This is a genomic window from Phaeobacter sp. HS011 (assembly GCF_018101215.1).
In the GTDB taxonomy this organism is placed as follows: Bacteria; Pseudomonadota; Alphaproteobacteria; order Rhodobacterales; family Rhodobacteraceae; genus Phaeobacter; species Phaeobacter inhibens.
Window position 1 is genome coordinate 133590 of the sequence record NZ_JAGEUF010000002.1, and the last position, 26304, is coordinate 159893.

Sequence of the window (26304 nt, forward strand, 5' to 3'; positions counted from 1 at the left end):
CCCGCATCAGCTCATCCATTGGCCGCCATCGACGTTGTAGGTCTGAGCCACAACATAGTCGGCAGCCTCGCTGGCCAGAAAGACGGCCATCCCGGTCAGATCTGCTGCGGTGCCCATTCGTCCGTAAGGAACAGATTGCGCCACCTCGGCTTTTTTCTGGCCGGGGGCCTTGCCTTCATATTTGGCAAAGAAGGCATCGACACCGTCCCAATGTTCGCCGTCGACGACACCGGGGGCGATAGCGTTCACATTGATGCCATGTGAGATCAGGTTCAGCCCGGCAGATTGCGTGAGACTGATCACCGCCGCCTTCGTCGCGCAGTAGACGGACACCAGCGGCTCACCCCGACGGCCGGCCTGGCTGGCCATGTTGATAATCTTGCCGCCGGTGCCCTGCGTAATCATCTGTTGCGCTGCTGCCTGCATCATGAACAGCGTGCCGGACACATTGATGTCAAAGGTGTGCTGATAGGCCTCTCGGGTGATCTCAACCAGTGGCGCTGCCGTGAATACAGCGGCGTTGTTGATCAGAATGTCGAGGCCACCATAGCTTTCAACGGTGCGGGTGAGGGCGCGGTCAATGCTGGCTTGATCCGTGACATCCAGCTCGACGGCAATCGCGGCCGCTCCGATTTGCGCAGCAGTTGCCTCTGCGCGGGCAGTATCAATATCGGCGATGACCACGCGCGCGCCCTCATTCACATAGGCTCTGGCAAAGGCCGCCCCGATGCCACGGGCGGCACCCGTGATCAGAGCGCGTTTTCCGTTTAGGCGTTTCATTCGATCCGCAGCCCGTCGGAACCAAAACGATGCAGATGCGTCATGTCAGGTGTTAGAAACACCCGTGCGCCGTAGCCCAGATCCAGCTCCCCGCTGGCCCGCACTGTAAGTGGGTCGTCAAAGGCGTCACATTGCACGTGGAAAAAAGTGTCGGATCCCAGATGCTCAGAGACACCAATGGTTCCCGCCCACATCCCCTCCGTTTCAGAGATGCTAAGATGTTCGGGCCGGATGCCGATGGTGGCTGCATTGTGCTGCGCAGCCTGCGGGCCGGTCAGAAGGTTCATCTTCGGCGATCCGATAAAGCCCGCGACAAATACATTGCGCGGCGCGCGATACAGCTCCATCGGACTGCCGACCTGTTCGATCACGCCAGCCTGCAAGACGACGATCTTGTCAGCCATGGTCATCGCCTCAACCTGATCATGGGTCACGTAGATCATGGTGGTTGCAAGTCGTTTGTGCAGCTCTGAGATTTCCAACCGCATACCAACGCGCAGGGCGGCATCCAGATTGGACAGCGGTTCGTCAAACAGAAACGCCGCCGGTTCACGCACAATGGCACGGCCAATGGCGACGCGTTGACGTTGTCCACCCGACAGCTGGCCCGGGCGGCGATCCAGATAATCGGTGAGGTTCAGCGCTGCGGCAGCATTGTCAATCCGGCGCTTCTGCTCATCCGCCGGGATGCCCGCCATCTTCATCGGAAAGGCGATGTTCTTGCGCACCGACATATGCGGATAGAGCGCATAGGATTGAAACACCATCGCCAGTCCGCGTTTCGCCGGGGGAATGTCGGTTGCATCCTCGCCATCGATGCGGATGGTGCCCGAGGTGATATCCTCCAGTCCCGCAATCAGGCGCAGCAGCGTGGATTTGCCACAACCGGACGGGCCGACAAAGACGGTGAATTCTCCATCTTCAATGGTCAGGTCCAGCGGCGGGATGACCTCAACGGGGCCAAAATTCTTGGTCACGCTTTCAAGTTTGATCTGTCCCATGGGTGTCTTCCTTATTTCACGGCGCCGAAGGTCAGGCCGCTGACAAGTTGTTTCTGGCTGAACCAGCCAAGGATGAGGATCGGCGCGATGGCCATTGTCGAAGCCGCTGACAGCTTGGCGTAGAACAGGCCTTCGGGGCTGGAATAGCTGGCGATGAACGCGGTCAGTGGCGCGGCCTTGGCGGCGGTCAGGTTCAGCGTCCAGAAGGCTTCGTTCCAGGCCAGGATGATGTTCAGCAGCAGGGTCGAGGCGATGCCGGGAATGGCCATTGGTGTCAGCACATAGAGGATCTCCTCTTTCAGCGTGGCACCATCCATTCGCGCCGCCTCAAGGATCTCTCCAGGGATTTCCTTGAAGTAGGTGTAAAGCATCCAGACAATGATCGGCAGGTTGATCAGCATCAGCACCACAACCAGACCAAAGCGGTTGTCCAGCAGTCCCATTTTGATGAACAGGATGTAGATCGGGTAGAGTACGCCGACCGCAGGCAGCATCTTGGTCGACAGCATCCACAGCAGGATATCCTTGGTGCGTTTCGACGGTACAAAGGCCATCGACCAAGCAGCGGGCACTGCGATGATAATTCCAAGAATGGTCGAGCCACCGGCAATGATCACCGAATTCCACAGGAACCGCATATAGTCGGAGCGTTCTTGCACAACGCTGTAGTTTTCCAGCGTCCAGTCAAAGAACAGGAAGACGGGCGGATCGCTTATGGCCTGTGCCTCGGTCTTGAAGCTGGTGAGAATGGTCCAGAGGATTGGAAAGAAGATCAGCAACCCAACAGCCCAGGCCAGCGCAGTATTGATGGCTTTGCGTCTTGGTGTAACGGCTCGTGCCATGGTGGCCTCCTATGCGTCGAGGTTCTTGCCAACGATGCGCATCAGGAAGATGGCAACGATATTGGCGAGGATGATGGCGTAGACACCACCGGCGGATCCCAATCCGACGTTCTGGCTTTCCAAAACACGTTGATAGATTAGGTAGGTGAGGGTCTTGGTCCCGAACGAGCCTTGGGTGGTGACAAAGATCTCGGCAAAGATCGACAGCAGAAAAATCGTCTGGATCAGCACAACAACCGTGATGGCCCGGCTCAGGTGCGGCAGGGTGATATAGCCGAACCGTGCCACCGGCGGAGCGCCATCCATTTCGGCCGCCTCCAGCTGCTCACTGTCCAGCGATTGAATTGCAGTCAGCAGGATGAGCGTTGCAAACGGTAACCACTGCCAGCTGACGATGAGAATAATCGACTGCAGCGAGGCCTCAGACAGCCATGAAACGGGTTCCGCTCCGAAGGCCTTCCACAGGTGAGCAAAGAGACCGTTCACAGGGTCCATGAACATATTCTTCCAGACCAGCGCCGATACCGTCGGCATGACGAAAAAGGGCGCGATCACCAGAATGCGGACAATGCCCTGTCCCCACATCGGCTGATTAAGCAGCAAAGCAAGGAACACGCCGAGGATCACGGTAATGGCAAGGACGCCACCCACGATGACCAGCGTTGCCTGTACACTTGGCCAGAAGGCGCTGGAGGACAGGAAGCGGGCGTAATTGTCAAAGCCCACCCAGCCCAGGTCGCCACCACGTAGGGGCAGATATTTCTTGAACGAAAAGTAGAGTGTCATCGTCAGCGGGACCAGCATCCAACCCAGAAGCAGGATCACTGCGGGGGCCATCATGATGCGTGCTGCCGACCGGGAATGTTGGGTCGCCATGGCAAATCTCCATTGTCGCCGGTTCTTGAGCCGTCGTGACAAATATTGGCTTGTTCGGGGAGAAGGAGCCAGAGGGCAGCCGAATTAACGGGCTACCCTCTGGGAGGGAGGAGGCGTCAGTAACCTGCCGCTTCCATTTCGTCTGCAGTCAGCGCCTGCGCTTTGGCGAGGGCTTCTTCAGCTGTCTGCTGTCCGGCGAGTGCCGCAGAGAACTCCTGACCAACCTGGGTTGCGATGCCTGCAAATTCCGGGATGGCCGCAAACTGGATGCCGACATAAGGCACCGGATCAACCGTCGGGTTGTTCGGATCTGCGGAAAGGATGCTCTCCAGTGTCATTTTGGCGAAGGGGATATCCTTGTAGTTCGCGTTCTCATAAAGCGAGATCCGCGCACCCGGAGGAACATTTGCCCAACCTTCGTTCTCGGCTACCAGCTCAATGTAGTCTTTCGAGGTGGCCCACTGGATGAACTCCTTTGCGGCGGCCTCTTTCTGGGTGCCTGCAGGAATCGCGAGAGCCCAGGCCCAGAGCCAGTTGCTGCGCTTGCCCAATCCGGTGTCAGGTGCCAGTGCAAAACTGACCTTGTCCGCGACGGTGGAGTCATTGGGGTTGGTCACGAACGATGCCGCAACGGTTGCGTCGATCCACATGCCGCATTTGCCCTGCTGGAACAGCGACAGGTTTTCGTTGAACCCATTGTTGGACGCGCCCGGAGGACCTGCATCATTCAGCAGGTTGATGTAGAAGTTGAGCGTGTTCGACCAGGCTTCACTATCGAATTGGGGCGCCCAGTTTTCATCGAACCAGCGCGCGCCAAAGGAATTGGACATGGCGGTGATGAAGGCTGCGTTTTCGCCCCAACCGGCCTTGCCGCGCAGGCAGATGCCATAGGTTTCATTGTCCTTGTCGGTCATCTGGCGGGCCGCATCGGCCACAAAGTCCCACGTCGGCGCTGCGGGCATCTCCAGACCGGCCTTTTCCATCAGGTCGGTGCGATACATGATCATGGAGCTTTCGCCATAGAATGGCGCCGCAAAGAGCGTGCCATCATGCGACAGGCCACCGCGCATCGCGGGCAGAATATCGTCTACATCATAGTCGGCAGGCAGATCGTTTAGTGGCACAAGCCAGCCATTCTTGCCCCAGATTGGGGTTTCGTACATGCCGATGGTCATAATGTCGAACTGACCACCCTTGGCCGAGATATCGGTGGTGACGCGCTGGCGCAGCACGTTTTCTTCAAGGGTGACCCATTCCACCTCATGGCCGGTTTTGGCTGTGAAATCCTCTGTCAGTCCTTGCATTCGGATCATGTCGCCGTTGTTCACGGTTGCGATGGTGATCGTGTCGGCAAAGGCGGCGGTGCTGGCAAATACGGTCAATGCCGTTGCTGCACGCAATGCGCTCTTAAGGTACATCCTTATCCTCCCATGATTGGATGTTGCCATGAGAGGATAGCGGAGTATGGCATCGCGCGTCAAATTAAAATTAACGCGCGTAAAGTTTCAAGAAAATCGCATGACCAGAATGATTTAAGCTGAGCCGCGCATCACCAATTGCCCGTCGAACAGTATGTCCCGGCGAGAATCAGCCAGTGGATTGCCTTCGATTCGGGCGACAAGGGTCTCTGCGCTGGTGCGGGCAATCGCGGTGTAATCCTGGGAGACCGTGGTCAGGGTCGGGCAGGTATAGCGGGAAAACGGATGATCATCGTGTCCGGCCACCCGCAACGCGCACCCATCCCCAAGGCCGACGCGCAGCCCAAGCTGATAGGCCGCTGACAGCAGCCCGATCGCAAGGCGGTCGTTACTGCACAGGATCGTATTTGTTGCCGACCGTTGCCCCGACAGCAATCGGGTGCCTTCACGAAACCCAATCTCCTCGAAGTCCCAGCCATCGCCATCGACCTGGATCAGTTCGGGCCGGTGCCCGAGCCGTTCCATAGATGAGATATAGGCGTTGCGCCGTTTGACTGCATTGGGGTTGGTTGGTGTCTTCATCTCAAAGAAGGCCGGCGCGTCACCGGTGCGACAAAGATACTCTACGATGGTGGTGACGCTTTGCTGATTGTCGGAACCGATGAAGGCCTCGCCGGTGTTTTCCAGATTGGCATCAAACAGCACTGTTGGCACCTCGTTGCAGAATTCCCGGATCTGCGGTGTCTCAGAGACCCGACCCAAGGGGGCCAGCAGCGTGCCGGCTGGTTTCAGCAGGCGCAGATTGTTGAGGTTCTCCAGTTCCTGCGCCGGGGTGCCATTGGATCCCAGTAAAACAGGCCGGTAGCCGGCCGCGATAACGTGATCCTCAATGTGTCGGGCGATCTTGGCAAAAAACGGGTCGGTGAGGTTCGGGACCACAATTCCGATGGTCTTGGTCAGCCGCCGGTTCTGGTTCATCGCATAAAGATTCGGGCGATAGTCGAATTTTTCCAGCGCCTCTTCAATCCGCTCCCGGGTCGATTTGCGCACGCTGTCCGGATCATTGAAGAACTTGGACAGCGTCGGTCTGGAAATTCCGCTTACCGAGGCAAATTCATCCATGTTCCTGATTTTGGGATCACTCATCGCGGGCTGTCCTTGTCGTCCGGGCGGCCTGAAAACCGGTCCCTTGAGCGGGGAGATGGGAGGCGGACTGTGTCACGTTAGTTGACGCGCGTCAAATTTGACAGTCGCACCACGTGATGCGCTAAATCTGGAAAGGGTGGCGGAAAATGGTAGGCCCGGCAGGATTCGAACCTGCAACCAAAGCGTTATGAGCGCTCTGCTCTAACCGTTGAGCTACAGGCCCGCCACAGGTTGGTTAGGAAATCGCGGGCAGGAGGTCAAGCGGTGATCGTGTCGGATCAGGTGCGTCGACATTTGTCTGTGCGGCGGTGCGGCAGCGCAGATGGTCGAGAAACCCATCAATCACAACTTCGTGGCGCCGGTCCAGCGCGTGGCGCGAGGGGTAGACCACAAAGATATCCTTGTTCGGCGCGGTGTAGCCCGGCAGGATTTGCTCAAACTCGCCTGCGCTCAGCGCCTCTTCGACCAGCAGTCGCGGGGCGCGAGTATAGCCTGATCCCTTGCTGACCGCGCGCATGATCAGATCCGTATCATCGGCGGTGAAACCAACCCGGATTGGGGCCTGATGCACGGCGCCATCACGGGTCAGGGGAAAATACCCCATCGTGTGGTCTTCGTGGTGCTGAATATACTTCAGCCGCTGCATATCCTGCGGGCAGCTGGGACGGCCAACCCGATCCAGATAGGCGGGCGTTGCAAACAGCACCGTTTCCAGTTCCGCGATCTTGCGCCCGACACCATCCGTATCGCCAAGTGATCCCGTACGGATGGCGAGATCGTAGTTCTCGCGCACCACATCCACCAGACGGTCCTCAATCCGCATCACGATATTTAGATCCGGATAAGGCGTGTCGAGATCCATCAGCATCGGCCCCAGCACGGCCTGTGCCATGAATCGGCTTGTGCTCACCTTGAACCGTCCCGAGATCTGATCGCTCTGGGCGTCCAGCTCAGCCGTGAGCCGGTCATAACCACCGAGAAGGTTTTGCGCATGGGCATAGACCAACTCCCCGGCGCGGGTGGCCCGCACGCCACGCGGTGTGCGCAGCATCAGCGCGTGCCCCAGCAGCGTTTCAAGCGATTTGATCTGCTGGCTGGCGGCTGATTGGGTCAACCCCCGGCGCTGCGCGGCGCGGTTGATGCTGCCTTCGTCCAGCGCAATGGCAAAGGTTTCCAGAAGCGTCAGACGGTCCATGGTCGGGATCCTTATAAGCACGGCTAATATCTCATATCGCGCGTGCACGCCTGTTGCCAGAGGCATTCACGCGCTAGGTTCTGTATCACGCTATATTTGCTGAACTGGATACCGGAGTTTCTTATGACCCTTTCTCGCAGACATCTTCTTGGGGCCCTTGCCGCCGCCCCGGTTGCAACCCTCGCCAGTCCTTCCCTGCTACGGGCCGCCAGCCATAGTGCGGCTGAAAGTGCGACGCCTGACCTGCCGGTGGCCTATCACAGTTTTCAGATCGGCTCGGCCCGGGTGACAGCGCTGCTGGACGGGCATTTTCTGCTGAACACCAGCCAGATCAACGGGTTTGATCAGGCCGAGGCAGACACGGTTCTGGACGGAACATTCTATCGTATCAAAGACGATCAGATGTCACTGCCGGTGAACGGCTATCTGGTGGAGCAGGGCGAGGCTGTGACCCTGATCGATGCAGGCACCGCCGATCTCTTCGGGCCGATCCTGGGCGGTTTGGAGGCGGCCTTGCGTGCGGCTGGCCGCACACCGGAAGAGATCACCAGCGTGGTCGTCACTCACCTGCACCCGGATCATATCGGCGGCCTGCTCAAGAGCGATGGTACCGCGCGTTTCCCCAATGCGGAGATTGTCGTAGGGCAGGGCGAGTATGATTTCTGGCATGATGACGCGGTCTATGCGGGGGTCCCGCAGGACTCGCGCGGCTTCTTTGATATCGCACGAGGGGCGGTTGCGCCCTATCAGGATCGCCTGAAAATGTTCGAGGGCGAGGCAGATGTGATGAGCGGGCTGCGCTCCGTGCCGCTGCCGGGCCACACGCCGGGGCACTGTGGGTTCCTGCTTGAGACCGGCGCGGCTCCGCTGCTGATCTGGGGGGATCTGATCCACAGCACAGCGCTGCAATTTGCGCGTCCCGATTGGACACTGGCCTTTGACATGGATCCGGAGCAGACCGTGAAGAGCCGTACCATGATGCTGGACCGTGCCGCCAGTGAAGGTCTGCTGGTCACCGGCATGCATCTTGATTTTCCCGGTCTCGGCCGGGTGGAGCGGGATGGCGATGCCTATGGCTTCGATCAGGCACCCTGGCAGTTCTCACTGTGATTGCGTCGAATTCCGGGCTCTGAACACGCCCAGATCCAGCGGTCGCATCCCGGTCTCCGGGGTGCGGCAGATTCCTTTGTTTCTTTCTGTCGTGCCTTGCGCTAAAGGCTGCGCAACGTCTTTGAAGGAGCACTGAGATGACCAGCGGCAAGAACGGTTTGACCTACGCGGATGCGGGGGTGGATATTGATGCAGGCAACGCTTTGGTGGACCGCATCAAACCCGCCGCGAAACGGACCAACCGCTCTGGTGTGATGAGTGGCCTTGGAGGCTTTGGCGCACTGTTCGATCTGAAGGACGCAGGCTACAGCGACCCTATTCTGGTTGGGGCTACCGATGGCGTCGGTACCAAGCTGCGCATTGCCATCGACACCGGCGTCGTAGACGGCGTGGGCATCGATCTGGTTGCGATGTGCGTCAACGATCTGGTCTGCCAGGGCGCAGAGCCGCTGTTCTTCCTCGACTATTTCGCGACCGGCAAACTGGAAACAGAAACCGCAGCCCGCATCATCGAGGGCATTGCCGAGGGCTGCGTGCGTTCCGGCTGCGCGCTGATCGGTGGCGAAACGGCTGAGATGCCGGGGATGTACCCCAAGGGGGATTTTGATCTTGCGGGCTTTGCGGTGGGCGCAATGGAACGTGGCACCGCGCTGCCTGCAGATGTGCAGGAAGGGGACGTGCTGCTGGGCCTCGCATCCGATGGCGTGCATTCCAACGGCTATTCGCTGGTGCGCAAATTGGTGGAGGTCTCCGGCCTAGGCTGGGATGCAGATTGCCCGTTCGGCGAGGGCACCCTGGGTGAGGCGCTGCTGACGCCAACCCGTCTCTATGTCAAACAATGCCTTGCAGCCGTGCGGACCGGGGGGGTGCATGCGCTCGCCCATATCACAGGCGGTGGTCTGACCGAAAACCTGCCGCGGGTTCTGCCCGAAGATCTGGGGGCGGACATTGACCTGAACGCCTGGGAGCTGCCGCCCGTCTTCAAATGGATGGCTGAAACCGGCGGTATCGCCGAGGCGGAAATGCTGAAGACCTTCAACTGCGGCATCGGCATGATCCTCTCCGTCTCTGCGGACCGCGCGGATGAGCTGGTGAAGGTGCTGGAAGGAGAAGGCGAAACAGTCTCGCGTCTGGGCACTGTGACGGCTGGTGCGGGCATGCGCTACTCGGGCAAGCTGCTGTGAGCCAAAAGCGCGTCGCGATCCTGATTTCGGGCGGCGGCTCCAATATGGTGTCGCTGGTCGAAAGCATGACGGGTGACCACCCGGCGCGGCCCTGTCTGGTGTTATCAAACATCGCCAGCGCAGGTGGCCTGACAAAGGCTGCCGCCGCAGGCATTCCAACCGCCGTGGTGGACCACAAACCCTATGGCAAGGATCGCGCGGCCTTTGAGACCGAACTGGTTAAGCCGATCCTTGAAGCTGGCGCGGATATCGTTTGCCTCGCCGGGTTTATGCGGGTTCTGACAGATGGGTTTGTGTCGCAGTTTCAGGGGCGGATGCTGAACATCCACCCCTCACTGCTGCCGAAATACACGGGTCTCCACACCCACGCGCGGGCACTGGAGGCGGGCGACAGCCAGCATGGCTGCACGGTGCACGAGGTGACGGCCGTGCTCGACGATGGACCAATTCTGGGGCAGGCGCGGGTCGACGTCGATGCCGGAGATACCCCCGAAACGCTAGCAGCTAAGGTGTTGGTGGAAGAGCATAAACTCTATCCCGCAGTGCTGCGCCGATATGCGGCAGGCGATAAAACACCGGTCTATCTGCCCTGAGGTGCGGCGAGGGAAGCCCTTTCGCGTTTCTGCCCATCCCTCCAAGAAATACCCTAGGTCGCGATCTTTAGTGGGTGCTGCGTGAGCTTGCGCTATTGCCATGCCACTCCGTCAGCGGGGCCTTTGATCCGGGGGCTGTTAGGGCGGGCAGGCCGAGCAGAACAATCAGGACAGCAGCGACCAGAATGGGTGTCGCCACTCCGCGTCCTGCGGAGGGCGAGCAGAGCGTTGGGCTGAGATCAAGCGTGGTCATGTCAGTGTCTCCTGTGAAGCTGTGACACCAACTTAGGGCTGTCTTTGACATTCTTAAAATGAATGTTTGACCTGAATATATTCACGAAAATTGATATTATACGACAGCATTGCGCCCTGAGGACCACGGCGCAGCCGATTTCCTCTGACACCGCCCGCACATGTTTGCAATGAGCGGGACAAGCGCGTATCACAGCGCAACAATTCAGATAACCAAAAAGCCGTAATTGATGAAAACTCTGACCTCTACCGAAGACCTGCAGGCCTTTTGCGAAGCTGCGGCGCAGCATGATTATGTCACGGTGGATACCGAGTTTCTGCGAGAACGGACATATTATTCCAAGCTATGCCTGGTGCAGCTTGCCTATCCCGGGGCCGGGGATGAGAACGCGGTTCTGGTGGACCCTCTTGCCGACGGGCTGTCGCTGGAACCGCTATATGATCTGTTTCGCAATGAGACCGTGGTTAAGGTCTTTCATGCCGCCCGTCAGGATCTGGAGATTTTCTGGGTTGATGCACAGGTCTTCCCGAAACCGCTGTTTGACACGCAGGTTGCGGCCATGGTCTGCGGCTTTGGTGAACAGGTCGGCTACGAGACTTTGGTGCGCAAGATCGTCAAACAGGGGTTGGACAAGACGTCACGCTTCACCGACTGGTCCCGTCGCCCGCTGAGCGACGCACAGAAAACCTATGCGCTGGCGGACGTGACCCATCTGCGCCAGATCTATGAATATCTTGCCGCTGAGCTGAAGCGCACCGGTCGCGCCCGTTGGGTCGAGGAAGAGTTGCAGGTGCTGACGGATCCGGCGACCTATGATGTCGACCCTCAGGAGGCCTGGCGGCGGGTGAAAACCCGCACCAACTCTGGCAAGTTTCTGGCTGTTGTGCGCGAGTTGGCTGCGTTCCGCGAAACCTACGCCAAGACCAACAATGTGCCACGTAATCGGGTGTTCAAGGATGACGCGCTGGTTGAACTGGCCTCGACCAAGCCCAAGAACGCTTCGGATCTCGGGAATTCGCGGCTGCTGCTACGCGAAGCCCGCAAGGGGGCCATCGCCGAAGGGATCCTTCAGGCTGTGGCCAGGGGCGTGGATTGCCCGGCAGGATCGCAGCCGCAGCCGGATCGCAGCCGTGAAAAGCTGCAGGTGAACCCGGCGCTGGCCGATTTGTTGCGGGTGCTGCTGAAGGCCAAGACCGAAGCCTCCGGCGTCGCCGCGAAGCTGATTGCGCCCAGTTCGGATCTGGACGCGATTGCCGCGGGTCAGCGGAATGTTCCCGCGCTCAAAGGCTGGCGTCTTGAGGTCTTCGGCGCCGATGCGCTGCGTCTGTGCAATGGTGAGATCGCTCTGGCGGCAAAGGGACAGGACGTGAAGGTTGTCACGCTCTGATTGACGGCGGGTCCGTGTCCGCGCTGCAAAAACGCCACATTGCACAAATGACAAAAGGCGCCGGATCCGGCGCCTTTTTCTATTCAGTTAGTGGACTTGGTTTTGCGGTCAAAACCGCGCGGATGAGCGCAATCAGCGACGGCTTTCGCGGGCGTTTTGGGCGGCAACAATGCGAATGCTGCGCACGCTGGCCAGCTGCTGCTGGCTGAGGCTCACTGCCGCGCGCAAGGTCCGTGTCCGCTCACTGCCGAGGGCCGTGCGGGTTTCCGGGTAAATAGCGCGGAAGGTGAAATCGAGTGTCGCATCACGGGTGCGGGCGTCGCGATCAGCCTCATCAAGACGCAGCTCGACCCCATAGGCGCCCTGACGTGCGGCAATGCCGGTGGCGTAGACAATGGCGCCCGTTGGCGTACGTTCGACCCGCATATCTGTGACGCTCTGCACCAGCACGGTTTCGTCGACCGCATCGGGGCGGGCAAAGACGCTGACGCGGTTCTGGACCGGGATCAGCGGGTTGACCGGCTCACCGGTGGTCTCAACCACTTCAACTTCATCGGAGCCGCCAAACCAGTTCAACGGGTTTACCCGCGAGTCGCGAAACCCGCAGCCAGTCAGTGCCACGGCCCCCACCAGAAGGAGTGCGAGAGATCTTTGCATGATGGTCCACCCGTTCGATATGTCCTCGCATGTGGTTACCCGATTGCAAGCCACTTGAAAAGCAGTTGAAAAGCCATTGTTTGCGGCTTAGGTCCAGCTGTGACGCCGGGCAGAAACCAAATGAGGAAAAACCGTCATGGCCAGTGCCGCCTTTGAAGAGATCGTCGAGGATTTCGAGTTTCTCGAAGATTGGGAAGATCGCTACCGCCATGTCATCGAGCAGGGCAAGGCGATGGATCCGCTGGATGATGCCTTGAAGGTGCCTGCAACAAAGGTGGACGGCTGTGCCAGTCAGGTCTGGCTGCATCCCACCATTGAGAATGGCGTCTTTCACTTCGATGGTGAGAGTGACGCGATGATTGTGCGGGGCCTGATCGCAGTCCTGCGCGCGCTCTACAATGGTCTGACGGTGGGTGAGGTGCTGGCGGTGGACGCGCGGGGAGAGCTGACGCGGTTGGGGCTCAACGATCACCTGTCTGCGCAGCGCTCCAACGGGCTGACCGCCATGGTACAGCGCATTCGCGAAACCGCGGCAGCGGCTGCTGCGTGATCTAACCTGATGTCAGGCCGGCCCCACCTCGGCGGCCCGGTCTCTTGTCCGCATATGCCCTATGAACTCGCGCAGCAGGGGCACCCGGCGGGGGCGAAAACTCTCGCCGGTGTTCCGGTATCCGTCGATCCGTGTGACGTGAAAGCTGCGGAAATCCTCCCGTTTACAGCACCAGGCCAGCAGCATCACGCTGCGGTCGTGGTATGACAGGGCCAGGGGGTAGATGCGGCGCTCCGTTCGGGCATCCTTCAGGTCACGGTAACCGATGTCCAGAGCCTCTTCCGCCCACATCGCCTCGCGCAGCAGAGTCATGTCGATGGTCGGCGTCGCAGGCCTATAGAAGCGATGGACCAGATTGACGGCATGCATGGCCTGTCGTTGCTGGCGTTCGGGTAGCGTGGCGAGGATCTTCACCAGCGCATCATTGGCGGCCTGCGCCAGATCGGCATCGCCGCTCTGGTTCACATCCGCCAGCCCCAGTGTCAGGGCCTCCAGCTCAATCTGGGTGAATGTCTGCGGCGGCAGGGCAGGGTCTTCGATCATTGTATACCCCAGACCTGCCTCGCCCTCGATCCGCGCACCGGCTGCGCGCAGGCTGTCGATGTCGCGGTAGATAGTCCGCTCCGAAACCTCCATCGCCGTGGCAAGCCGCGCGGCGGTGACAGGCGGGCGCAATCCTCGAATGAGGTGGAGCAATCGGAAGAGGCGATCTGTTTTTGACATGAGGATTCATACCCGCAACATCCTGACAGGAATTGGCAGGAGGGTAGCGGCATATCCTCCCCATCAGCAATTCAAAAGTAGAAAGGTCATTGATATGCCAACCCTTTATCACTCTCCCAATAGCCGCTCCTCTCGCGTTATTGCCCAGCTGATGCTGATGGGAAAACTGGACGAAGTAGATGTCGTAGTCGTCGACGTGCAGCGCCATGATGGCAGCGGCGGCCCTGATCCGCGCAATCCTCACCCGGAGGGGAAGGTGCCATATCTGGTCACAGATCAGGGGCAGGGCATCCGCGAAAGTGCTGCGATCATGATGTATTTGGATGAGCTGTTCGGCCAGCTTCTGAGCCCGGCGATCGGTGCCCCGGACCGCGGCGCCTACCTCAGCTGGATGGCCTATTCTGGCGGCGTGCTGGATCCGGTTCTGGTGGCTGCGTTTTCAGGGTTGGAGCATCCGGCCCTTGCCGGAGCTTATCGTGGCATGAGCGAGGTCTGTACAGCGCTGGAAATTGCGCTGAGCGAAGGGGATTTCCTTCTTGGTGCATCACTCAGTGTCGCGGATATCCTGTTGGCGTCGCCTTTCCAGTGGGCGCCGCATCTGATGCCCGACAGTGCAATCATCAAATCCTGGGTGGAACGTGTGGGCCGTCGTCTGGACGGTGAGGCGATCGGCGCGTTTGAAGCACAGGCACTCAGCACACTGAACGCGTTGGAAGACGCCTGAGCTCTATGAATGACAGGTCGCGCGCGGGGATCAGTCCCGTGCGCCGCCGCCCCAGCGCAACATGGCGCTCTGCAGATCGCCATAGCCGGTATGGCGATGCTCAAACGCCAGCCCCATGCGGTCGGCGCAGTCTCGTGCCTTGGTCAGCAGGGCAGGATCATTGATCTGTGACTGGTAAACCAGTTTGGTGTAATTCCCGAACACCATGTCGCGCAGCTCCGGGTGCTTATCCAGTCCCATCGGGCGCCAGACAAAGGCATCGAACTGCTTCACCAGAAAATCGGTAAGATAAAAGGCGGTGATTTCGCCCTCATCAGCATGGCGGGCGAAGGTCTCGTTGCCTTCGAAAAACGAATAGCAATGGGGGCCCGCGATCATCTCAACGCCGAGCTCGGCACATTTGCGCTCCAGAATGCCACCTGTCCCGCAGTCCGCATAAACCACATGGATGGTGTCATAGGTTGCGGAATGTTTGGCCACCGCGCACTCAACGGCCTCGGTGATCTGCTCAGGATAGAGATGCAGCTTGGCTGGCAGGCAGGTCAGATCAATGTGATCCAGCCCATTCACGTCCTTGATCGCCAGAATCTCACGGGCCAGCGCGCCACAGGCAATCAGCAGGATACGGCCGATCTTTTTTTCCGGGGCAGCCAGACCCCGTTCGGTGAGGGAGGTTTCCTCAAGCGAGCGCCCCGTGGGCGGTTGGAACGCCGCCCGCTCAGTCAGGCGGGCGGCGCGTCCTTTGCGTGCCAAATCAGGCGCTCATCTGGTTGTGCTTGCGCGCAACGAAGTCCTTGGCCATTTCCACCGCCACAGCGGCGTCGCGGCAATAGCCGTCGGCGCCGATTGCTTTGCCAAACTCTTCGTTCAGCGGCGCGCCGCCGACCAGAACGATGTAATCATCTCGTTTGCCCTGCTCGATCATCGTATCGATCACGACCTTCATATAGGGCATCGTGGTTGTCAGCAGGGCCGACATGCCGAGGATATCCGGCTGATGCTCTTCCAGAGCTTCCAGATAGTTTTCCACGGGGTTGTTGATGCCGATGTCGACGACCTCAAAACCGGCGCCTTCCATCATCATGGAGACAAGGTTTTTGCCGATGTCGTGGATGTCACCTTTCACGGTGCCGATGACCATGGAGCCCATGCGCGGTGCGCCGGTTTCTGCTAGCAGCGGTTTCAGGATGGCCATGCCGCCCTTCATTGCGTTGGCCGCCAACAGAACTTCCGGAACAAACAGAATGCCGTCACGGAAATCGGCGCCTACGATGGTCATGCCGCCGACCAGTGCTTCGGTCAGGACCTTATACGGTGCCCAGCCGCGTTCCAGCAGGATGTTTACGCTTTCTTCGATTTCTTCCTTCAGGCCATCATAAAGGTCATCGAACATCTGCTGCACGAGGTCTTCGTCATTGAGATCTGCCAGGATGATGTCATCTGCGTCTTCCGACATGGGTGTATTCCTTGACTGGGCGGGGTGACCGCGGTTTGGCCTTGTTTCAATTGTATTGGTCCAGATTGCCCCTAGGAGACTGCATTGTTTGCGACATTGCCTTGGCCCGAACCGACGTATAGGTCCAAAAGTAGCGGAATAATAATGAAGATTTCGCATGGAAATCTTCGGTTTCTTGCGTTTGTTCTTTATTTGTTCTTGTGGTTGCGGCAGAATGAGCCATGACCGAGATTTTGCCGTCCCCGCCACAACGTCGCAAAGCACGCGCCAGCCTCAGCAATGCGGCAGGGCGTTTTGATATGACACGCGATGCCATCGACGACGGCTGGGGCGAGCTGCGGGATTCGGTGCCGGATCATGAGGGCGTTGACCTGCCCCGGATAGCAACCAACATTCGCCACGAGGTGGCCCGGTCGTTGATTTCCTACAATAAATCGCCTGACCTGCCATTTGACCGTTCCATCAATACCTACCGTGGCTGTGAACATGGCTGCATTTATTGTTTCGCCCGGCCCAGCCATGCCTATCTGGGTCTGTCACCGGGGCTGGATTTTGAGACCCGGCTGATCGCGCGCCCCAATGCGGCCGAGGTGTTGCGCCGCGAACTGTCGCAGCCGCGATACAAGGTGGCGCCCATCGCCATCGGGACCAATACCGATCCATACCAGCCCTGCGAGCGTGATCTCGGGCTGACCCGCGCCTGTCTGGAGGTGCTGGATCAGTTCTCCCATCCGGTCGCCATCGTCACCAAAGGCACGCTGATTGAGCGGGATCTGGATATTCTGTCGGCCATGGCGGCGCGGGGGCTGGTGCGGGTCGGGATCTCCGTCACCACGCTGGATCCCGACCTGTCACGCCGGATGGAACCACGCGCGCCATCGCCTGCGCGGCGGCTCGCCACCATTCGACGCCTATCGGATGCTGGTGTGCCAGTGCGGATCATGACTTCGCCTATTGTACCCGGATTGACCGATCATGAGCTGGAGGCGTTGCTGGCGGCTGGCGTTGAGGCGGGCGCGGATGCTGCCAGCTGGATCATGTTGCGACTGCCGCGTGAGGTGTCGGCGCTCTGGCACGAATGGCTGGCTGAACATGTGCCGCTGCGCGCCGAAAAGGTGATGGCGCGGCTGCGCGAAATGCACGGCGGGCGGGATTATGATCCGCGTTGGGGGCACCGCATGCGCGGCGAAGGACCATATGCCGAGGTCATCGCCAACCGGTTCAAGACAGCGTGCAAGCGGCTGGGTTTGCTGCAGAAGTCAGCGGATTTGCGCTGTGATCTCTTTGCAAAACCGGCACAGGCCGGGGATCAGCTCGCGCTGTTCTGATACGCGGTGCTGGCAGTCCGCTCTATGGCCGAAGCGACGATCTCATCGCTTCGGCTTGGGGCTATGTCCATGATCAGCCGCGACGGCGACCGCGACGGCTGCGCCGCTCAGGGGCTGTGTCCTCACCGGTGCCGTCACTGTCGGAGGTGAAGGGACCAAGCACCTCAACGATCCGCTCCAGTGTTGGCTGCTCGCCCCGGGGGCGGGTATCCAGCGCCTCGCGCATGGCGCGCAGGTGATCCGGCATGGTGCCACAGCAGCCACCAATGATTTTGGCGCCGCAATCTCTTGCCATGGCTGCATATTCCCCCATCAGGGTTGGCGTGCCGTCATAGTGGATATGACCATCGACATATTTCGGGATCCCGGCATTGCCCTTGGAAATGATCGGGCGGGTCGTGCCCTGGGCGGCGAACCCAAGTACCGTGCGCAGAATGTCGGACGCCCCGGTGCCGCAATTGGCACCAAAGGCGAGAGGCGCTGGGTCGAACTCCTCGACCAATTGCGCCATATCGGCGGAGGTGACCCCCATCATGGTGCGCCCGGCGGTGTCAAAACTCATGGTGCCGCACCAGGGCATATCCGCCAGTTTGAACGCTTCAGCGGCGGCGCGGTACTCTTCCGGAGCGGAGATCGTCTCCAGCCACAACACGTCGACGCCGCCCTCTTTCAGCGCCTCGGCCTGCTCATGGAACATTTCCACGGCGAGCGCGTGACTCAGTTCACCCACCGGCTGCATGATTTCGCCAGTCGGTCCGACTGATCCGGCCACGGCGATCTTGCGCTCAGAGCGATCCGCGACGTTGCGGCCCAACTCGGCCCCCGCGACGTTCAGCTCCCGGACCCGGCGGTGGGCGTCGTGCAGCTTCAGCCGCGCGGCGGTCCCGCCGAAGGTATTGGTCAGGAACAGATCGCTGCCCGCATCAACCGACCCCTGATAGAGCGCGGTGATTTTCTTTGGTTCATCCACATTCCACAGCTCCGGCGCATCACCGGACTGCAGGCCCATATTGAACAGGTTGGTGCCGGTGGCCCCATCCGCAAGCAGGGCGTCTTTGGTCTCCAGCAGGGTGGTGAAAGTGTTTGTCATGGGATGTTCCTGTGGGGGTGATATTCGGTGTTTGCGCTAAGACCTGCCTGTTGCGGCGGGGCGGATCAGCGATCAGTAATGGCCCGGTCTGTCATGCGCGGCGGGTGAGGGCAATTTCATTTTCTTCATCTTCATTATGAGGCGGATCACCGTGATACAGAGGCCTGTCGTCATCGCTTCCGTCTTGCCGCTGATCAGTAGCGGCCCTGCGTCGTTTACGTGCCGCTGCGGCGCGCCGCTCAAACGTCCGCCACAAGCTCTCCTCGGTAACGCTTACTGAATTGGCATCGCTCTGCGTGACGCTTTCCGGTGACGCGGAGTCTGCCCCGTTGGTGGCTGGATTGTCGTCCGCAAGGCTGCTTTCTGCTGATGTCGACCAATGCGGCAGCGGCGCCGGGTGATGCACCAGCCGCATCAGCTCTCCCAGGGCAATGGTTAAATGCAGAATGGAGGGTGCGGCGACATACCGGTCTTCCCACATTGGGGCGAAACAGGTTTTGAAACGGCGCAAACCAGGGTCAAGGCGTTTGGCGAAGCGGTGGTCGGGCACGGCCGCCAGCGACAGGCGCGGGACCTGAAGCGCGGCGGCTTCGGCGATCGCGGCGCGGATCAGGGCATGGCCGGTACCATCCGGGGCCTCCGGCAGCAAGCGCACCAGATCAAGGCACCATTCATGTGCGATGGCATGGAAGCTGACAAATCCGACCATGCGCTCCCGATGCCAGGCGATGAAAACCTGCTGCTGAGCCAGATATTCCGCCTGAAATCGCCCCATTGTCGTGCCCTTGGCCCCACCATGCGCCGCCTGCCAAGCCGAGTCGATCTGAGCCATCTGTTCAATCGGCAATTCCGGCGCTGCGGGCAGGACACAGATCTCAGCTTTCTCGGCCTGCCGCAGTTTGCGGCGGAGCTGTCGGCGGCTGGAGCCGCTCTCGCTGAATTTTACGGGGTGCAGCACTGCCTCTTGTGCGATCCGCAGCACCCGCCAGCGCGCACGACGGCAGACGGCTGCATCGCGGGCGGTGCATTTATAAAGGCAAGCCACAGCGTTGCGAAGTCTGGCATGCTGGCGCAGCCCCGGCAGCACCTCCGCCAAATGACCGCTCACCGCGCCAAAGAGCGCAATTGAGGCCTGGGGACTGTCCACCAGCGCCACCTGATTGAGGCCGAAGGCATGGATATGCCCGCCGTTCTGCCGGATCACGGCGGCTTCCGCTATGGGTCGGTTATGCGGCAGGTGTGAGGCTGGTCGCATGGCACTGCCACTCAGTGCCTGCGGATCATCAGCGTGGGGGGCTGTATTGGTGGCGTTCAGCGCCAGACGTGTCAGCGAGGGCCAACACAGGCACAGGCCGGCCAGCACCGCCGGAAGAAGGTAGTAAACCAGCCTGAAGGCAAGGATTGCAGCAATAATCTCTGCCGTGGCATGTGTGGGCAGCATTGCACAGAGTGCCAGCTCGAACGCACCGGCCCCGCCGGGGGCGGAGGACAGGATAGCCACGCCAAGTGCCAGGAAATAGGCAGGCAGCAGTACCGCAAGCGACAGGTCGACGCCCGCGGGCAGCAATAGCCACAGGGCGCTGCCGGCGGCGACCACGTCAATCATCGCCCAGAACCCCAGCGCAGCAATGGCCGTCAGCGAGGGCCAGCGCAGGGTCATCCGACCGATCCGCACCACTGGCACACCCACCATGACTGTGATCATCGCACATGTGCCCAGAAGGATGGCAGAGCCCAGCCAGGGGCTGGAAACAGGCGACGGGCTGAGCAGCAGGGCTGCACCACAGATCCCGGCCAGGGCGATCAGGAACGTGATGGCGACCATGCCGGTGAGCTGGGCGGCTCGCAAGGGCCGCAGCCCCTTCAGCATGCGCCAGCGCGCGAAGGCACCAGTGATCAGTCCAAATCCCAGGGTCTGGGAAATCGCGATGGCGACAATGCCGGCGCGACGTGCCTGAGGCCCGTCCAGTCCGGTCCCGAGATGGCGATGCGCAACGCTGTCATAGCGCCCCAGCGCCCAGAAACTGACCCCCGTGGCAACGAGGGCACCTGCCCATTGCCAGCCAGCAAGGCTGCTCAGAATGCTGCGCAGCTGTGCCAGATCAGGCAGCGTAACATGTGCCTGCAACAGCGCCAGACAGCCGAGCATAACCGCCACGGGCAGCAGCAAACGCGCGGCGCGCGTGGCGGTCCGCGTCAGGGCACGGGCAGCAAGAGACGGGCGTCTGGGCATTCGGATCCTTGTTGCAAACAGCTTGTCGCGGTCTGCGGATCCTACGCCCTAGGCATTGTCACAGGGTTAATGGCTGCGGCATCTCGGCAGCCGACCCGTGAAGATGCCGCAGAATCAGCCGTTGTCGCTCAGGACCTGCGCCTTGGCGTCCGGCAGCAGGGCGGCTCGCTTTTCACGCACCTCATCCGCGCTGGCGCGCCCTTGCAGATCGCCGCTGACCTTACGCAGCACATCTTCGAACCCAGCTTCCTCAAAATCGGATTTGATGACTTCCAGCGCATAGGCTTCGGCATCAGCGCCGGTTTTGCCCATTAGACCTGCCGCCCAAAGCCCCAGCAGCTTGTTACAGCGCGCCTGCGCCTTGAACTGCATTTCCTCATCATGAGCATATTTTGCCTCAAACGCGTGCTCGCGGTCGTCGAATGTGGTCATGGGGCCTCCTCTGGTGTGACAATGGTTATATCTCAATATGATATGTGAACGCAGGGCCAACCTCGCAAGTGCTGCGCGCGGGTTTGTCGGCCCGTCGCTGTGATCGCTTTGCCTGCAGGTGGGATCCTGTCGGCACATTAGTTTACCGCCCATTGCCCAGACCTTAGCCCGACCTTGCGCTGACCGTGGTTTTACCTTGGTATTTCCAGCTTAGCACAGACGCGGACCCAGCCAAGGGGCGGCGGGCAGGGACCAAGCTTGCGGCAGCGCCCCCCTTGCCTTATGAGGGCGGCAGTTCCCGGGCATGAGATTCCCGCTTTTTTCCCGAAAGGCTCCGCATGGCACGTCGCAAGAAGATCTACGAAGGCAAGGCGAAGACACTTTATGAAGGTCCCGAACCGGGCACCATCGTTCAGTACTTCAAGGACGACGCCACCGCTTTTAATGCTGAAAAGCGTGATGTGATCGAAGGCAAGGGCGTGCTCAACAACCTGCTGAGCGAGTTCTTTATGCAGGGCTTGGGGCAGATCGGCGTGCCGACCCATTTCCTGAAGCGGCTCAATATGCGCGAGCAGCTGGTCCGCAGCTGCGAGATCATTCCGCTGGAAGTGATCGTACGCAACTATGCCGCCGGGTCGATCTCCAAACGCCTTGGCATCGAAGAAGGCACGCAACTGCCGCGCCCGATTGTGGAATATTGCTACAAGGATGATGCGCTTGGCGATCCGCTGGTCACTGAAGAGCATATCGCGGCCTTTGGCTGGGCCAGTCAGCAGGATATGGATGATATCCTCAGCCTCGCACTTCGGGTGAACGACTTCCTGTCCGGTGTGATGCTGGCCGTCGGAATCAAGCTGGTGGACTTCAAGATCGAAATCGGTCGCATTTATGACGGCGATTTCCAACGTCTGGTGGTCGCCGATGAAATCAGCCCAGACAGCTGCCGCCTGTGGGATCTCAAAACCGGTCAGAAGCTCGACAAGGATGTCTTCCGGCGCGACCTTGGCAACCTGACCGACGCCTACACCGAAGTGGCGCGGCGTCTGGGCGTGATGCCGAACAACCCACCCGCGGGTGGTAAGCCGACGCTGGTTAACTGATCTGATCCATAGATCCCGTCCTGACAAAAGGGGCGGGATTTTGACTATCTAAAGAAGAAGCCCCTAATCCGGGCTTTGCCATCGAAACCTGAGGGAAAATGCGATGAAGGCACGCGTGCATGTAATGCTGAAAAACGGGGTTCTGGATCCGCAAGGCGAGGCTGTGCGCCACGCACTTGGCGCCATGGGCTTTGACAAGGTGGACGGCGTGCGTCAGGGCAAGGTGATCGACCTCGATCTGGCCGATGATGCCACCGAGGCCGATGTCACCGCGATGTGCGAAAAACTGCTGGCCAACACTGTGATCGAATCCTACAGCATCGAGATGCAGGGATGAAGGCGGCTGTCGTAGTCTTCCCCGGCTCCAACTGTGACCGCGATCTGGCGGTGGCGTTTGAGCAAGCGGGCTGTGAGGTTTCCATGGTCTGGCATAAGGACAGCGCGCTGCCTGAGGGCATCGATATCGTTGGCGTGCCGGGTGGGTTTTCCTATGGCGATTATCTGCGCTGCGGGGCCATCGCGGCCCAGTCGCCGATCTGTCAGGCGGTTGTCGATCATGCCAACCGTGGCGGCTATGCCATTGGCGTGTGCAACGGCTTTCAGATTCTGACCGAAACCGGTGTCCTGCCGGGGGCGCTGCTGCGCAACGCGGGTCTGAAATACATCTGTCGCACCGTGGATCTGCAAGTGGCCACCGCCGACAGTGTCTTTACCGAAGCCTATAGTGCGGGTGATGTGATCGGCGTTCCGATCGCGCATCACGACGGAAATTACTACGCTGATGCCGAGACTGTGGCTGCGCTGCAGGATCAGGATCGCGTCGCGTTCCGCTATGTGGACAATCCCAACGGGTCAGTCGCTGATATCGCGGGCATCCTGTCCGAAAATCGTCGGGTTCTGGGGATGATGCCACACCCCGAACGGGCGGCGGATGCTGGTCATGGCGGCACCGATGGGGCGGCAGTGTTCCGCGCATTGGCTGGGCTTGTCACTGCGGCGTGACTTGTTAAGCCGCGTCGGCTTGCGTTAGGTTTTGCCTATGACTGCCGCGCGTGACGCAACAATATCTTCTGAAAAACCGCGCTCCCGCACGACATCGTGGCGGGTGCGTCTTGCGTTGCTGTTGCTGATGGCGGTCGCTGCGGTGACCGTCTGGGTCACCAATCGGGCGCTGACTGATCGGTTCACCGAAAGCACCCGGAACCGGGCTGAGCTGCGTCTGGCGCTCTACTCCGGCAACCTGGTGAGTGAGCTGGGCCGCCATGCCATCGTGCCACAGCTCCTGGCGCGGGATCAGGCGCTGATCTCTGCGCTGCAGTCCAACGACTTCTCGCTCTCCACCCAGCGATTGATCTCGTTTGTTGAAGAAATCGGCGCCGCCTCGATCATGCTGATGGCGCAGGATGGGCGCACCGTGGCAGCGACGGACCGCAACCGACTGGGTGAAACCCACCGCAATGCGGCCTATTTTGTCGACGCCCTGCGCTCCAAGACTACGGTGTTCTCGGCCATCCGCAGCGAGGTCGGCAGCTATCGTTTCACCTATTCGCGCCGCATCGTCGACACCTCCGGCATCCTCGGCGTGATCGTGGTGGAGGTCGATCTGCAGAAATTCGAGCGCGCCTGGGCGGGCATTTCCGATGCGGTGATGGTCAGCGACAGCACCGGTACAATCATTCTGGCGACAGAGTCGCGCTGGCGCGGCCTGTCGGAGGCGGATGCGCTGCAATTGCAGACCCCGGAGGGGGCCATTCAGCGCGCGATCCGTGCCACCACCGACTGGACCGCCCTGCCTGCGGATGCTTACCTGCAGGGCGAGGCGGTGATGCGTCTGGAGTCGCGGATCCCGTTTCAGGGCTGGCGGCTCACGTCCTTCACCACCTATGCGTCGATCCGGGAGCGCGTGAACACGGTATTGGCGTTGGAAATCATGGGATTCGCCATCCTGCTGGCGCTGGCCTTCTATGCGCTGAGCCGCCGCACCGCGCTGCGCATGGCGTTGTTCCAGCGGGAGTCGGCAGAGCTTCGCGTATTAAACGCACGGCTCCAGCGGGAAATTGCCGAACGCGAACGCATGCAAGAGACACTTGCGGTCGCCGAACAGAGCCTTGCGCAGAGCTCGAAACTGGCGGCGCTTGGCGAGATGTCGGCGGCCGTCAGCCACGAGCTGAACCAGCCGCTGGCGGCGATGAAAACCTATCTTGCCGGCGCGCGCCTTCTGCTCAATCGCAACCGTCCCGAAGAGGCGCTGGCCTCCTTTGGTCGGATCGACGATCTGATTGAGCGCATGGGCGCCATCACCCGCCAGCTGAAATCCTACGCGCGCAAGGGCGGCGATGCGTTTAGCCCGGTAAATATGGGCGATGCGCTCGCCTCATCGCTGTCGATGATGGAGCCGCAGCTGCGTCAGCGGCATGTCAAAATCGCCCGCATCCTGCCCGAACAACCGGTCTATGTGATGGGGGATCGGATGCGAATTGAACAGGTTATGGTGAACCTGCTGCGGAACGCGCTAGATGCTACAAAGTCAGTTGCAGATCCAGAGGTCGAAATCCTGCTTGCCGCAGGGGAGACCGCCACCCTGTCGGTGCGCGACAATGGGATGGGGATCAAGGATTTCGGCAGCCTGTTTGAACCCTTCTACACCACCAAGCAGCCGGGGGACGGGGTTGGGTTGGGGCTTGCCATCTCCTCCGGTATCGTGAACGACCTAGGCGGTCGGCTGACTGCCCGCAACGGACAGAACGGTGGCGCCGTATTTGAAATGCAATTGCCGATCCTTGTGGACGGCATCGAGGCCGCAGAATAGCGCGGTATCACTGGATGGAGGGCACGCGAATGGCACAGGCCATGAAAATCGCGATCGTCGATGATGAACAGGATATGCGACAGTCGATCAGCCAATGGCTGGCACTGTCAGGCTATGACACCGAGACCTTTGCCAGCGCCGAAGATGCGCTGAAAGTGCTGGGGCCGGATTATCCCGGCATCGTCATCTCGGATATCAAAATGCCCGGCATGGACGGGATGCAGTTCCTCAAGAAACTGATGGGCAGCGACTCTGCCTTGCCGGTGATCATGATTACTGGTCACGGCGATGTGCCGATGGCGGTTGAGGCGATGCGGGTCGGGGCCTTCGACTTTCTCGAAAAACCCTTCAACCCGGATCGCATGTCAGAGCTGGCCAAACGGGCCACGGGCGCGCGCCGCCTGACACTGGACAACCGGGTGCTGCGGCGCGAGCTGTCTGATGGCAGCACCATCATGAAGAAACTCATCGGCTCCAGCCCGGTGATGGAGCGCCTGCGTGAGGATATCCTCGATCTGGGGCAGGCCGACGGCCATGTCCTGATCGACGGCGAGACCGGCACCGGCAAAACGCTGGTGGCCCACGCGCTGCATGCGGTGGGTAGCCGGGCGGGCAAGAAATTCGTGCTGGTTTCCTGTGCGGCACTGGAGGAGGAGGCGCTGTCCAAGCGCCTGTTTGGTCCGATGCTGCCCGAAGACAGTATGCTGCCCGCCATTGAGGAAGCTCGCGGCGGAACATTGGTTCTGGAAGATATCGACGCGCTGAGCGAGACGCTGCAGGCCAAGCTGCTTAGCGTGATCAATGAGCAGGGCATTCCCGGCGAAACCCGCATCGTAGCGATTTCGAACCTTCAGGAGGCAGGCAAGACTTGTGAGGACGCGTTGCGCCCCGATCTCTTTTACCGGTTGGCGGCATTGCGCATCACGGTGCCCCCGCTGCGCCAGCGCGGCGAGGATATTCTGACCCTGTTCACCCGCCTTAGTGAGCAGTTCTCCGAGGAATACGGCTGTGATGCGCCGCAGGTCAGCGCCCAGGAGGCGGCCCAGCTGTTGCAGGCGCCTTGGCCGGGCAATGTGCGCCAGCTGATCAACATTGCCGAGCGGGCCGTGCTGCAGTCGCGCCGTGGCTCTGGTACCATTGCCTCTCTGCTGATGTCCGATCATGAGGATATGCAGCCGGTGATGACCACCGAGGGCAAGCCGCTGAAAGAATATGTCGAAGCCTTCGAGCGGATGCTGATCGACAACACCATGCGGCGACACAAGGGCTCTATCGCCAGTGTCATGGACGAACTGTGCCTGCCGCGCCGGACGCTGAATGAAAAAATGGCCAAATACGGCCTGCAACGCTCCGACTATCTGTCCTGAGTGCAGATCTGCAGACATTCACAGGCAGGGCCGCATTCTCCGGAGTGCGG

General features: G+C 60.2%; 27 protein-coding genes, 1 tRNA gene and 1 pseudogene. 12 read left to right on the forward strand and 17 right to left on the reverse strand.

The window, feature by feature from the left end; all coding sequences use genetic code 11:
* Positions 1–6: 6 nt before the first annotated feature.
* The 8 genes from J4721_RS04165 to J4721_RS04200 form a co-directional block, all read right to left on the reverse strand.
* Positions 7–780, reverse strand: a complete 774-nt coding sequence (locus tag J4721_RS04165; RefSeq protein WP_211002154.1) for an L-iditol 2-dehydrogenase — start codon at positions 778–780, stop codon at positions 7–9.
* Positions 777–1781, reverse strand: coding sequence for an ABC transporter ATP-binding protein (locus tag J4721_RS04170; protein WP_014874440.1), 1005 nt, complete (start codon positions 1779–1781; stop codon positions 777–779). The genes J4721_RS04165 and J4721_RS04170 overlap by 4 nt, the downstream gene beginning before the upstream one ends.
* Positions 1782–1792: 11 nt before the next feature.
* Positions 1793–2623, reverse strand: coding sequence for a carbohydrate ABC transporter permease (locus tag J4721_RS04175; protein ID WP_014874441.1), 831 nt, complete (start codon positions 2621–2623; stop codon positions 1793–1795).
* 9 nt (positions 2624–2632) lie between these two features.
* Entirely contained in the window at positions 2633–3499 is an 867-nt protein-coding gene (locus tag J4721_RS04180) for a carbohydrate ABC transporter permease (protein WP_014874442.1), read from the reverse strand.
* Between the two features lie 116 nt (positions 3500–3615).
* Complete coding sequence (locus J4721_RS04185; RefSeq protein ID WP_211002155.1) at positions 3616–4917, reverse strand: sugar ABC transporter substrate-binding protein; 1302 nt, start codon at positions 4915–4917, stop codon at positions 3616–3618.
* Between the two features lie 114 nt (positions 4918–5031).
* A complete protein-coding gene (locus tag J4721_RS04190) occupies positions 5032–6063 on the reverse strand; it encodes a LacI family DNA-binding transcriptional regulator (protein ID WP_102854486.1) in 1032 nt (343 codons plus the stop codon).
* A gap of 147 nt (positions 6064–6210) precedes the next feature.
* Positions 6211–6286: transfer RNA gene (locus tag J4721_RS04195), tRNA-Ile, on the reverse strand.
* A 12-nt stretch (positions 6287–6298) separates the two neighbouring features.
* A complete protein-coding gene (locus J4721_RS04200; RefSeq protein ID WP_211002156.1) occupies positions 6299–7258 on the reverse strand; it encodes a LysR family transcriptional regulator in 960 nt (319 codons plus the stop codon).
* Positions 7259–7381: 123 nt separating this feature from the next.
* Here J4721_RS04200 and J4721_RS04205 point away from each other — a divergent pair, with 123 nt between their 5' ends.
* The 3 genes from J4721_RS04205 (at position 7382) to purN (ending at position 10145) form a co-directional block, all read left to right on the forward strand.
* Positions 7382–8368 (forward strand): MBL fold metallo-hydrolase, encoded by a 987-nt coding sequence (locus tag J4721_RS04205; protein WP_014874446.1) that lies wholly within the window; start codon positions 7382–7384, stop codon positions 8366–8368.
* Between the two features lie 137 nt (positions 8369–8505).
* Positions 8506–9552 (forward strand): phosphoribosylformylglycinamidine cyclo-ligase, encoded by a 1047-nt coding sequence (purM, locus tag J4721_RS04210; RefSeq protein WP_102854489.1) that lies wholly within the window; start codon positions 8506–8508, stop codon positions 9550–9552.
* Positions 9549–10145, forward strand: coding sequence for a phosphoribosylglycinamide formyltransferase (purN, locus tag J4721_RS04215; RefSeq protein WP_014874448.1), 597 nt, complete (start codon positions 9549–9551; stop codon positions 10143–10145). Before purM ends, purN begins: the two co-directional genes overlap by 4 nt.
* A gap of 67 nt (positions 10146–10212) precedes the next feature.
* On the opposite strand, the gene J4721_RS04220 is transcribed toward purN, so the two are convergent.
* The gene (locus J4721_RS04220) at positions 10213–10398 is read right to left on the reverse strand and encodes a hypothetical protein (protein WP_014879819.1); all 186 of its coding nucleotides are present in this window, start codon (positions 10396–10398) and stop codon (positions 10213–10215) included.
* 229 nt (positions 10399–10627) lie between these two features.
* On the opposite strand from J4721_RS04220, the gene rnd reads away from it, so the two are divergent.
* Positions 10628–11785: a ribonuclease D gene (gene rnd, locus J4721_RS04225; RefSeq protein ID WP_014879820.1), complete on the forward strand. Its 1158-nt coding sequence runs from the start codon at positions 10628–10630 to the stop codon at positions 11783–11785.
* A gap of 132 nt (positions 11786–11917) precedes the next feature.
* Here the strand turns inward: rnd and J4721_RS04230 are convergent, their stop codons facing one another.
* The gene (locus J4721_RS04230) at positions 11918–12442 is read right to left on the reverse strand and encodes a hypothetical protein (protein WP_014879821.1); all 525 of its coding nucleotides are present in this window, start codon (positions 12440–12442) and stop codon (positions 11918–11920) included.
* A 136-nt stretch (positions 12443–12578) separates the two neighbouring features.
* On the opposite strand from J4721_RS04230, the gene J4721_RS04235 reads away from it, so the two are divergent.
* The gene (locus J4721_RS04235) at positions 12579–12992 is read left to right on the forward strand and encodes a SufE family protein (protein ID WP_014874451.1); all 414 of its coding nucleotides are present in this window, start codon (positions 12579–12581) and stop codon (positions 12990–12992) included.
* A gap of 12 nt (positions 12993–13004) precedes the next feature.
* Here the strand turns inward: J4721_RS04235 and J4721_RS04240 are convergent, their stop codons facing one another.
* Positions 13005–13715, reverse strand: coding sequence for a YafY family protein (locus tag J4721_RS04240; protein ID WP_211002157.1), 711 nt, complete (start codon positions 13713–13715; stop codon positions 13005–13007).
* Positions 13716–13809: 94 nt separating this feature from the next.
* Here J4721_RS04240 and J4721_RS19880 point away from each other — a divergent pair.
* A pseudogene (locus tag J4721_RS19880) lies at positions 13810–14040 on the forward strand (glutathione S-transferase N-terminal domain-containing protein); the annotation flags it as partial.
* 219 nt (positions 14041–14259) lie between these two features.
* Here the strand turns inward: J4721_RS19880 and J4721_RS19885 are convergent.
* The 3 genes from J4721_RS19885 to J4721_RS04255 form a co-directional block, all read right to left on the reverse strand.
* On the reverse strand, positions 14260–14403 hold the full coding sequence (locus tag J4721_RS19885; RefSeq protein ID WP_367869801.1) for a hypothetical protein: 144 nt from the start codon (positions 14401–14403) through the stop codon (positions 14260–14262).
* 66 nt (positions 14404–14469) lie between these two features.
* Positions 14470–15192 carry a DUF1638 domain-containing protein gene (locus tag J4721_RS04250; RefSeq protein ID WP_211002158.1) on the reverse strand — a complete coding sequence of 241 codons (723 nt, stop codon included), beginning with the start codon at positions 15190–15192 and terminating at the stop codon, positions 14470–14472.
* A 1-nt stretch (position 15193) separates the two neighbouring features.
* Positions 15194–15895 carry a cobalamin-binding protein gene (locus J4721_RS04255; protein WP_014879825.1) on the reverse strand — a complete coding sequence of 234 codons (702 nt, stop codon included), beginning with the start codon at positions 15893–15895 and terminating at the stop codon, positions 15194–15196.
* A gap of 221 nt (positions 15896–16116) precedes the next feature.
* Here J4721_RS04255 and J4721_RS04260 point away from each other — a divergent pair, with 221 nt between their 5' ends.
* On the forward strand, positions 16117–17223 hold the full coding sequence (locus J4721_RS04260; protein WP_211002159.1) for a PA0069 family radical SAM protein: 1107 nt from the start codon (positions 16117–16119) through the stop codon (positions 17221–17223).
* A gap of 73 nt (positions 17224–17296) precedes the next feature.
* On the opposite strand, the gene bmt is transcribed toward J4721_RS04260, so the two are convergent.
* The 3 genes from bmt to J4721_RS04275 all read right to left on the reverse strand — a co-directional run bounded on the left by bmt (position 17297) and on the right by J4721_RS04275 (position 20978).
* Positions 17297–18313: a betaine--homocysteine S-methyltransferase gene (bmt, locus tag J4721_RS04265; protein WP_014874457.1), complete on the reverse strand. Its 1017-nt coding sequence runs from the start codon at positions 18311–18313 to the stop codon at positions 17297–17299.
* Between the two features lie 91 nt (positions 18314–18404).
* Positions 18405–20546: a phosphatidylglycerol lysyltransferase domain-containing protein gene (locus J4721_RS04270; protein WP_211002160.1), complete on the reverse strand. Its 2142-nt coding sequence runs from the start codon at positions 20544–20546 to the stop codon at positions 18405–18407.
* Positions 20547–20660: 114 nt separating this feature from the next.
* A complete protein-coding gene (locus J4721_RS04275; RefSeq protein WP_014874459.1) occupies positions 20661–20978 on the reverse strand; it encodes a DUF1476 domain-containing protein in 318 nt (105 codons plus the stop codon).
* A gap of 338 nt (positions 20979–21316) precedes the next feature.
* On the opposite strand from J4721_RS04275, the gene purC reads away from it, so the two are divergent.
* The 5 genes from purC to J4721_RS04300 all read left to right on the forward strand — a co-directional run bounded on the left by purC (position 21317) and on the right by J4721_RS04300 (position 26254).
* Positions 21317–22078, forward strand: coding sequence for a phosphoribosylaminoimidazolesuccinocarboxamide synthase (gene purC, locus J4721_RS04280; RefSeq protein ID WP_014874460.1), 762 nt, complete (start codon positions 21317–21319; stop codon positions 22076–22078).
* 103 nt (positions 22079–22181) lie between these two features.
* A complete protein-coding gene (gene purS, locus J4721_RS04285) occupies positions 22182–22415 on the forward strand; it encodes a phosphoribosylformylglycinamidine synthase subunit PurS (protein ID WP_014874461.1) in 234 nt (77 codons plus the stop codon).
* Positions 22412–23080, forward strand: coding sequence for a phosphoribosylformylglycinamidine synthase subunit PurQ (purQ, locus tag J4721_RS04290; RefSeq protein ID WP_014874462.1), 669 nt, complete (start codon positions 22412–22414; stop codon positions 23078–23080). Before purS ends, purQ begins: the two co-directional genes overlap by 4 nt.
* 37 nt (positions 23081–23117) lie before the next feature.
* Positions 23118–24887: an ATP-binding protein gene (locus J4721_RS04295; RefSeq protein WP_076614895.1), complete on the forward strand. Its 1770-nt coding sequence runs from the start codon at positions 23118–23120 to the stop codon at positions 24885–24887.
* 29 nt (positions 24888–24916) lie between these two features.
* A complete protein-coding gene (locus J4721_RS04300) occupies positions 24917–26254 on the forward strand; it encodes a sigma-54 dependent transcriptional regulator (RefSeq protein ID WP_014879832.1) in 1338 nt (445 codons plus the stop codon).
* The last annotated feature ends 50 nt before the right edge of the window (positions 26255–26304 follow it).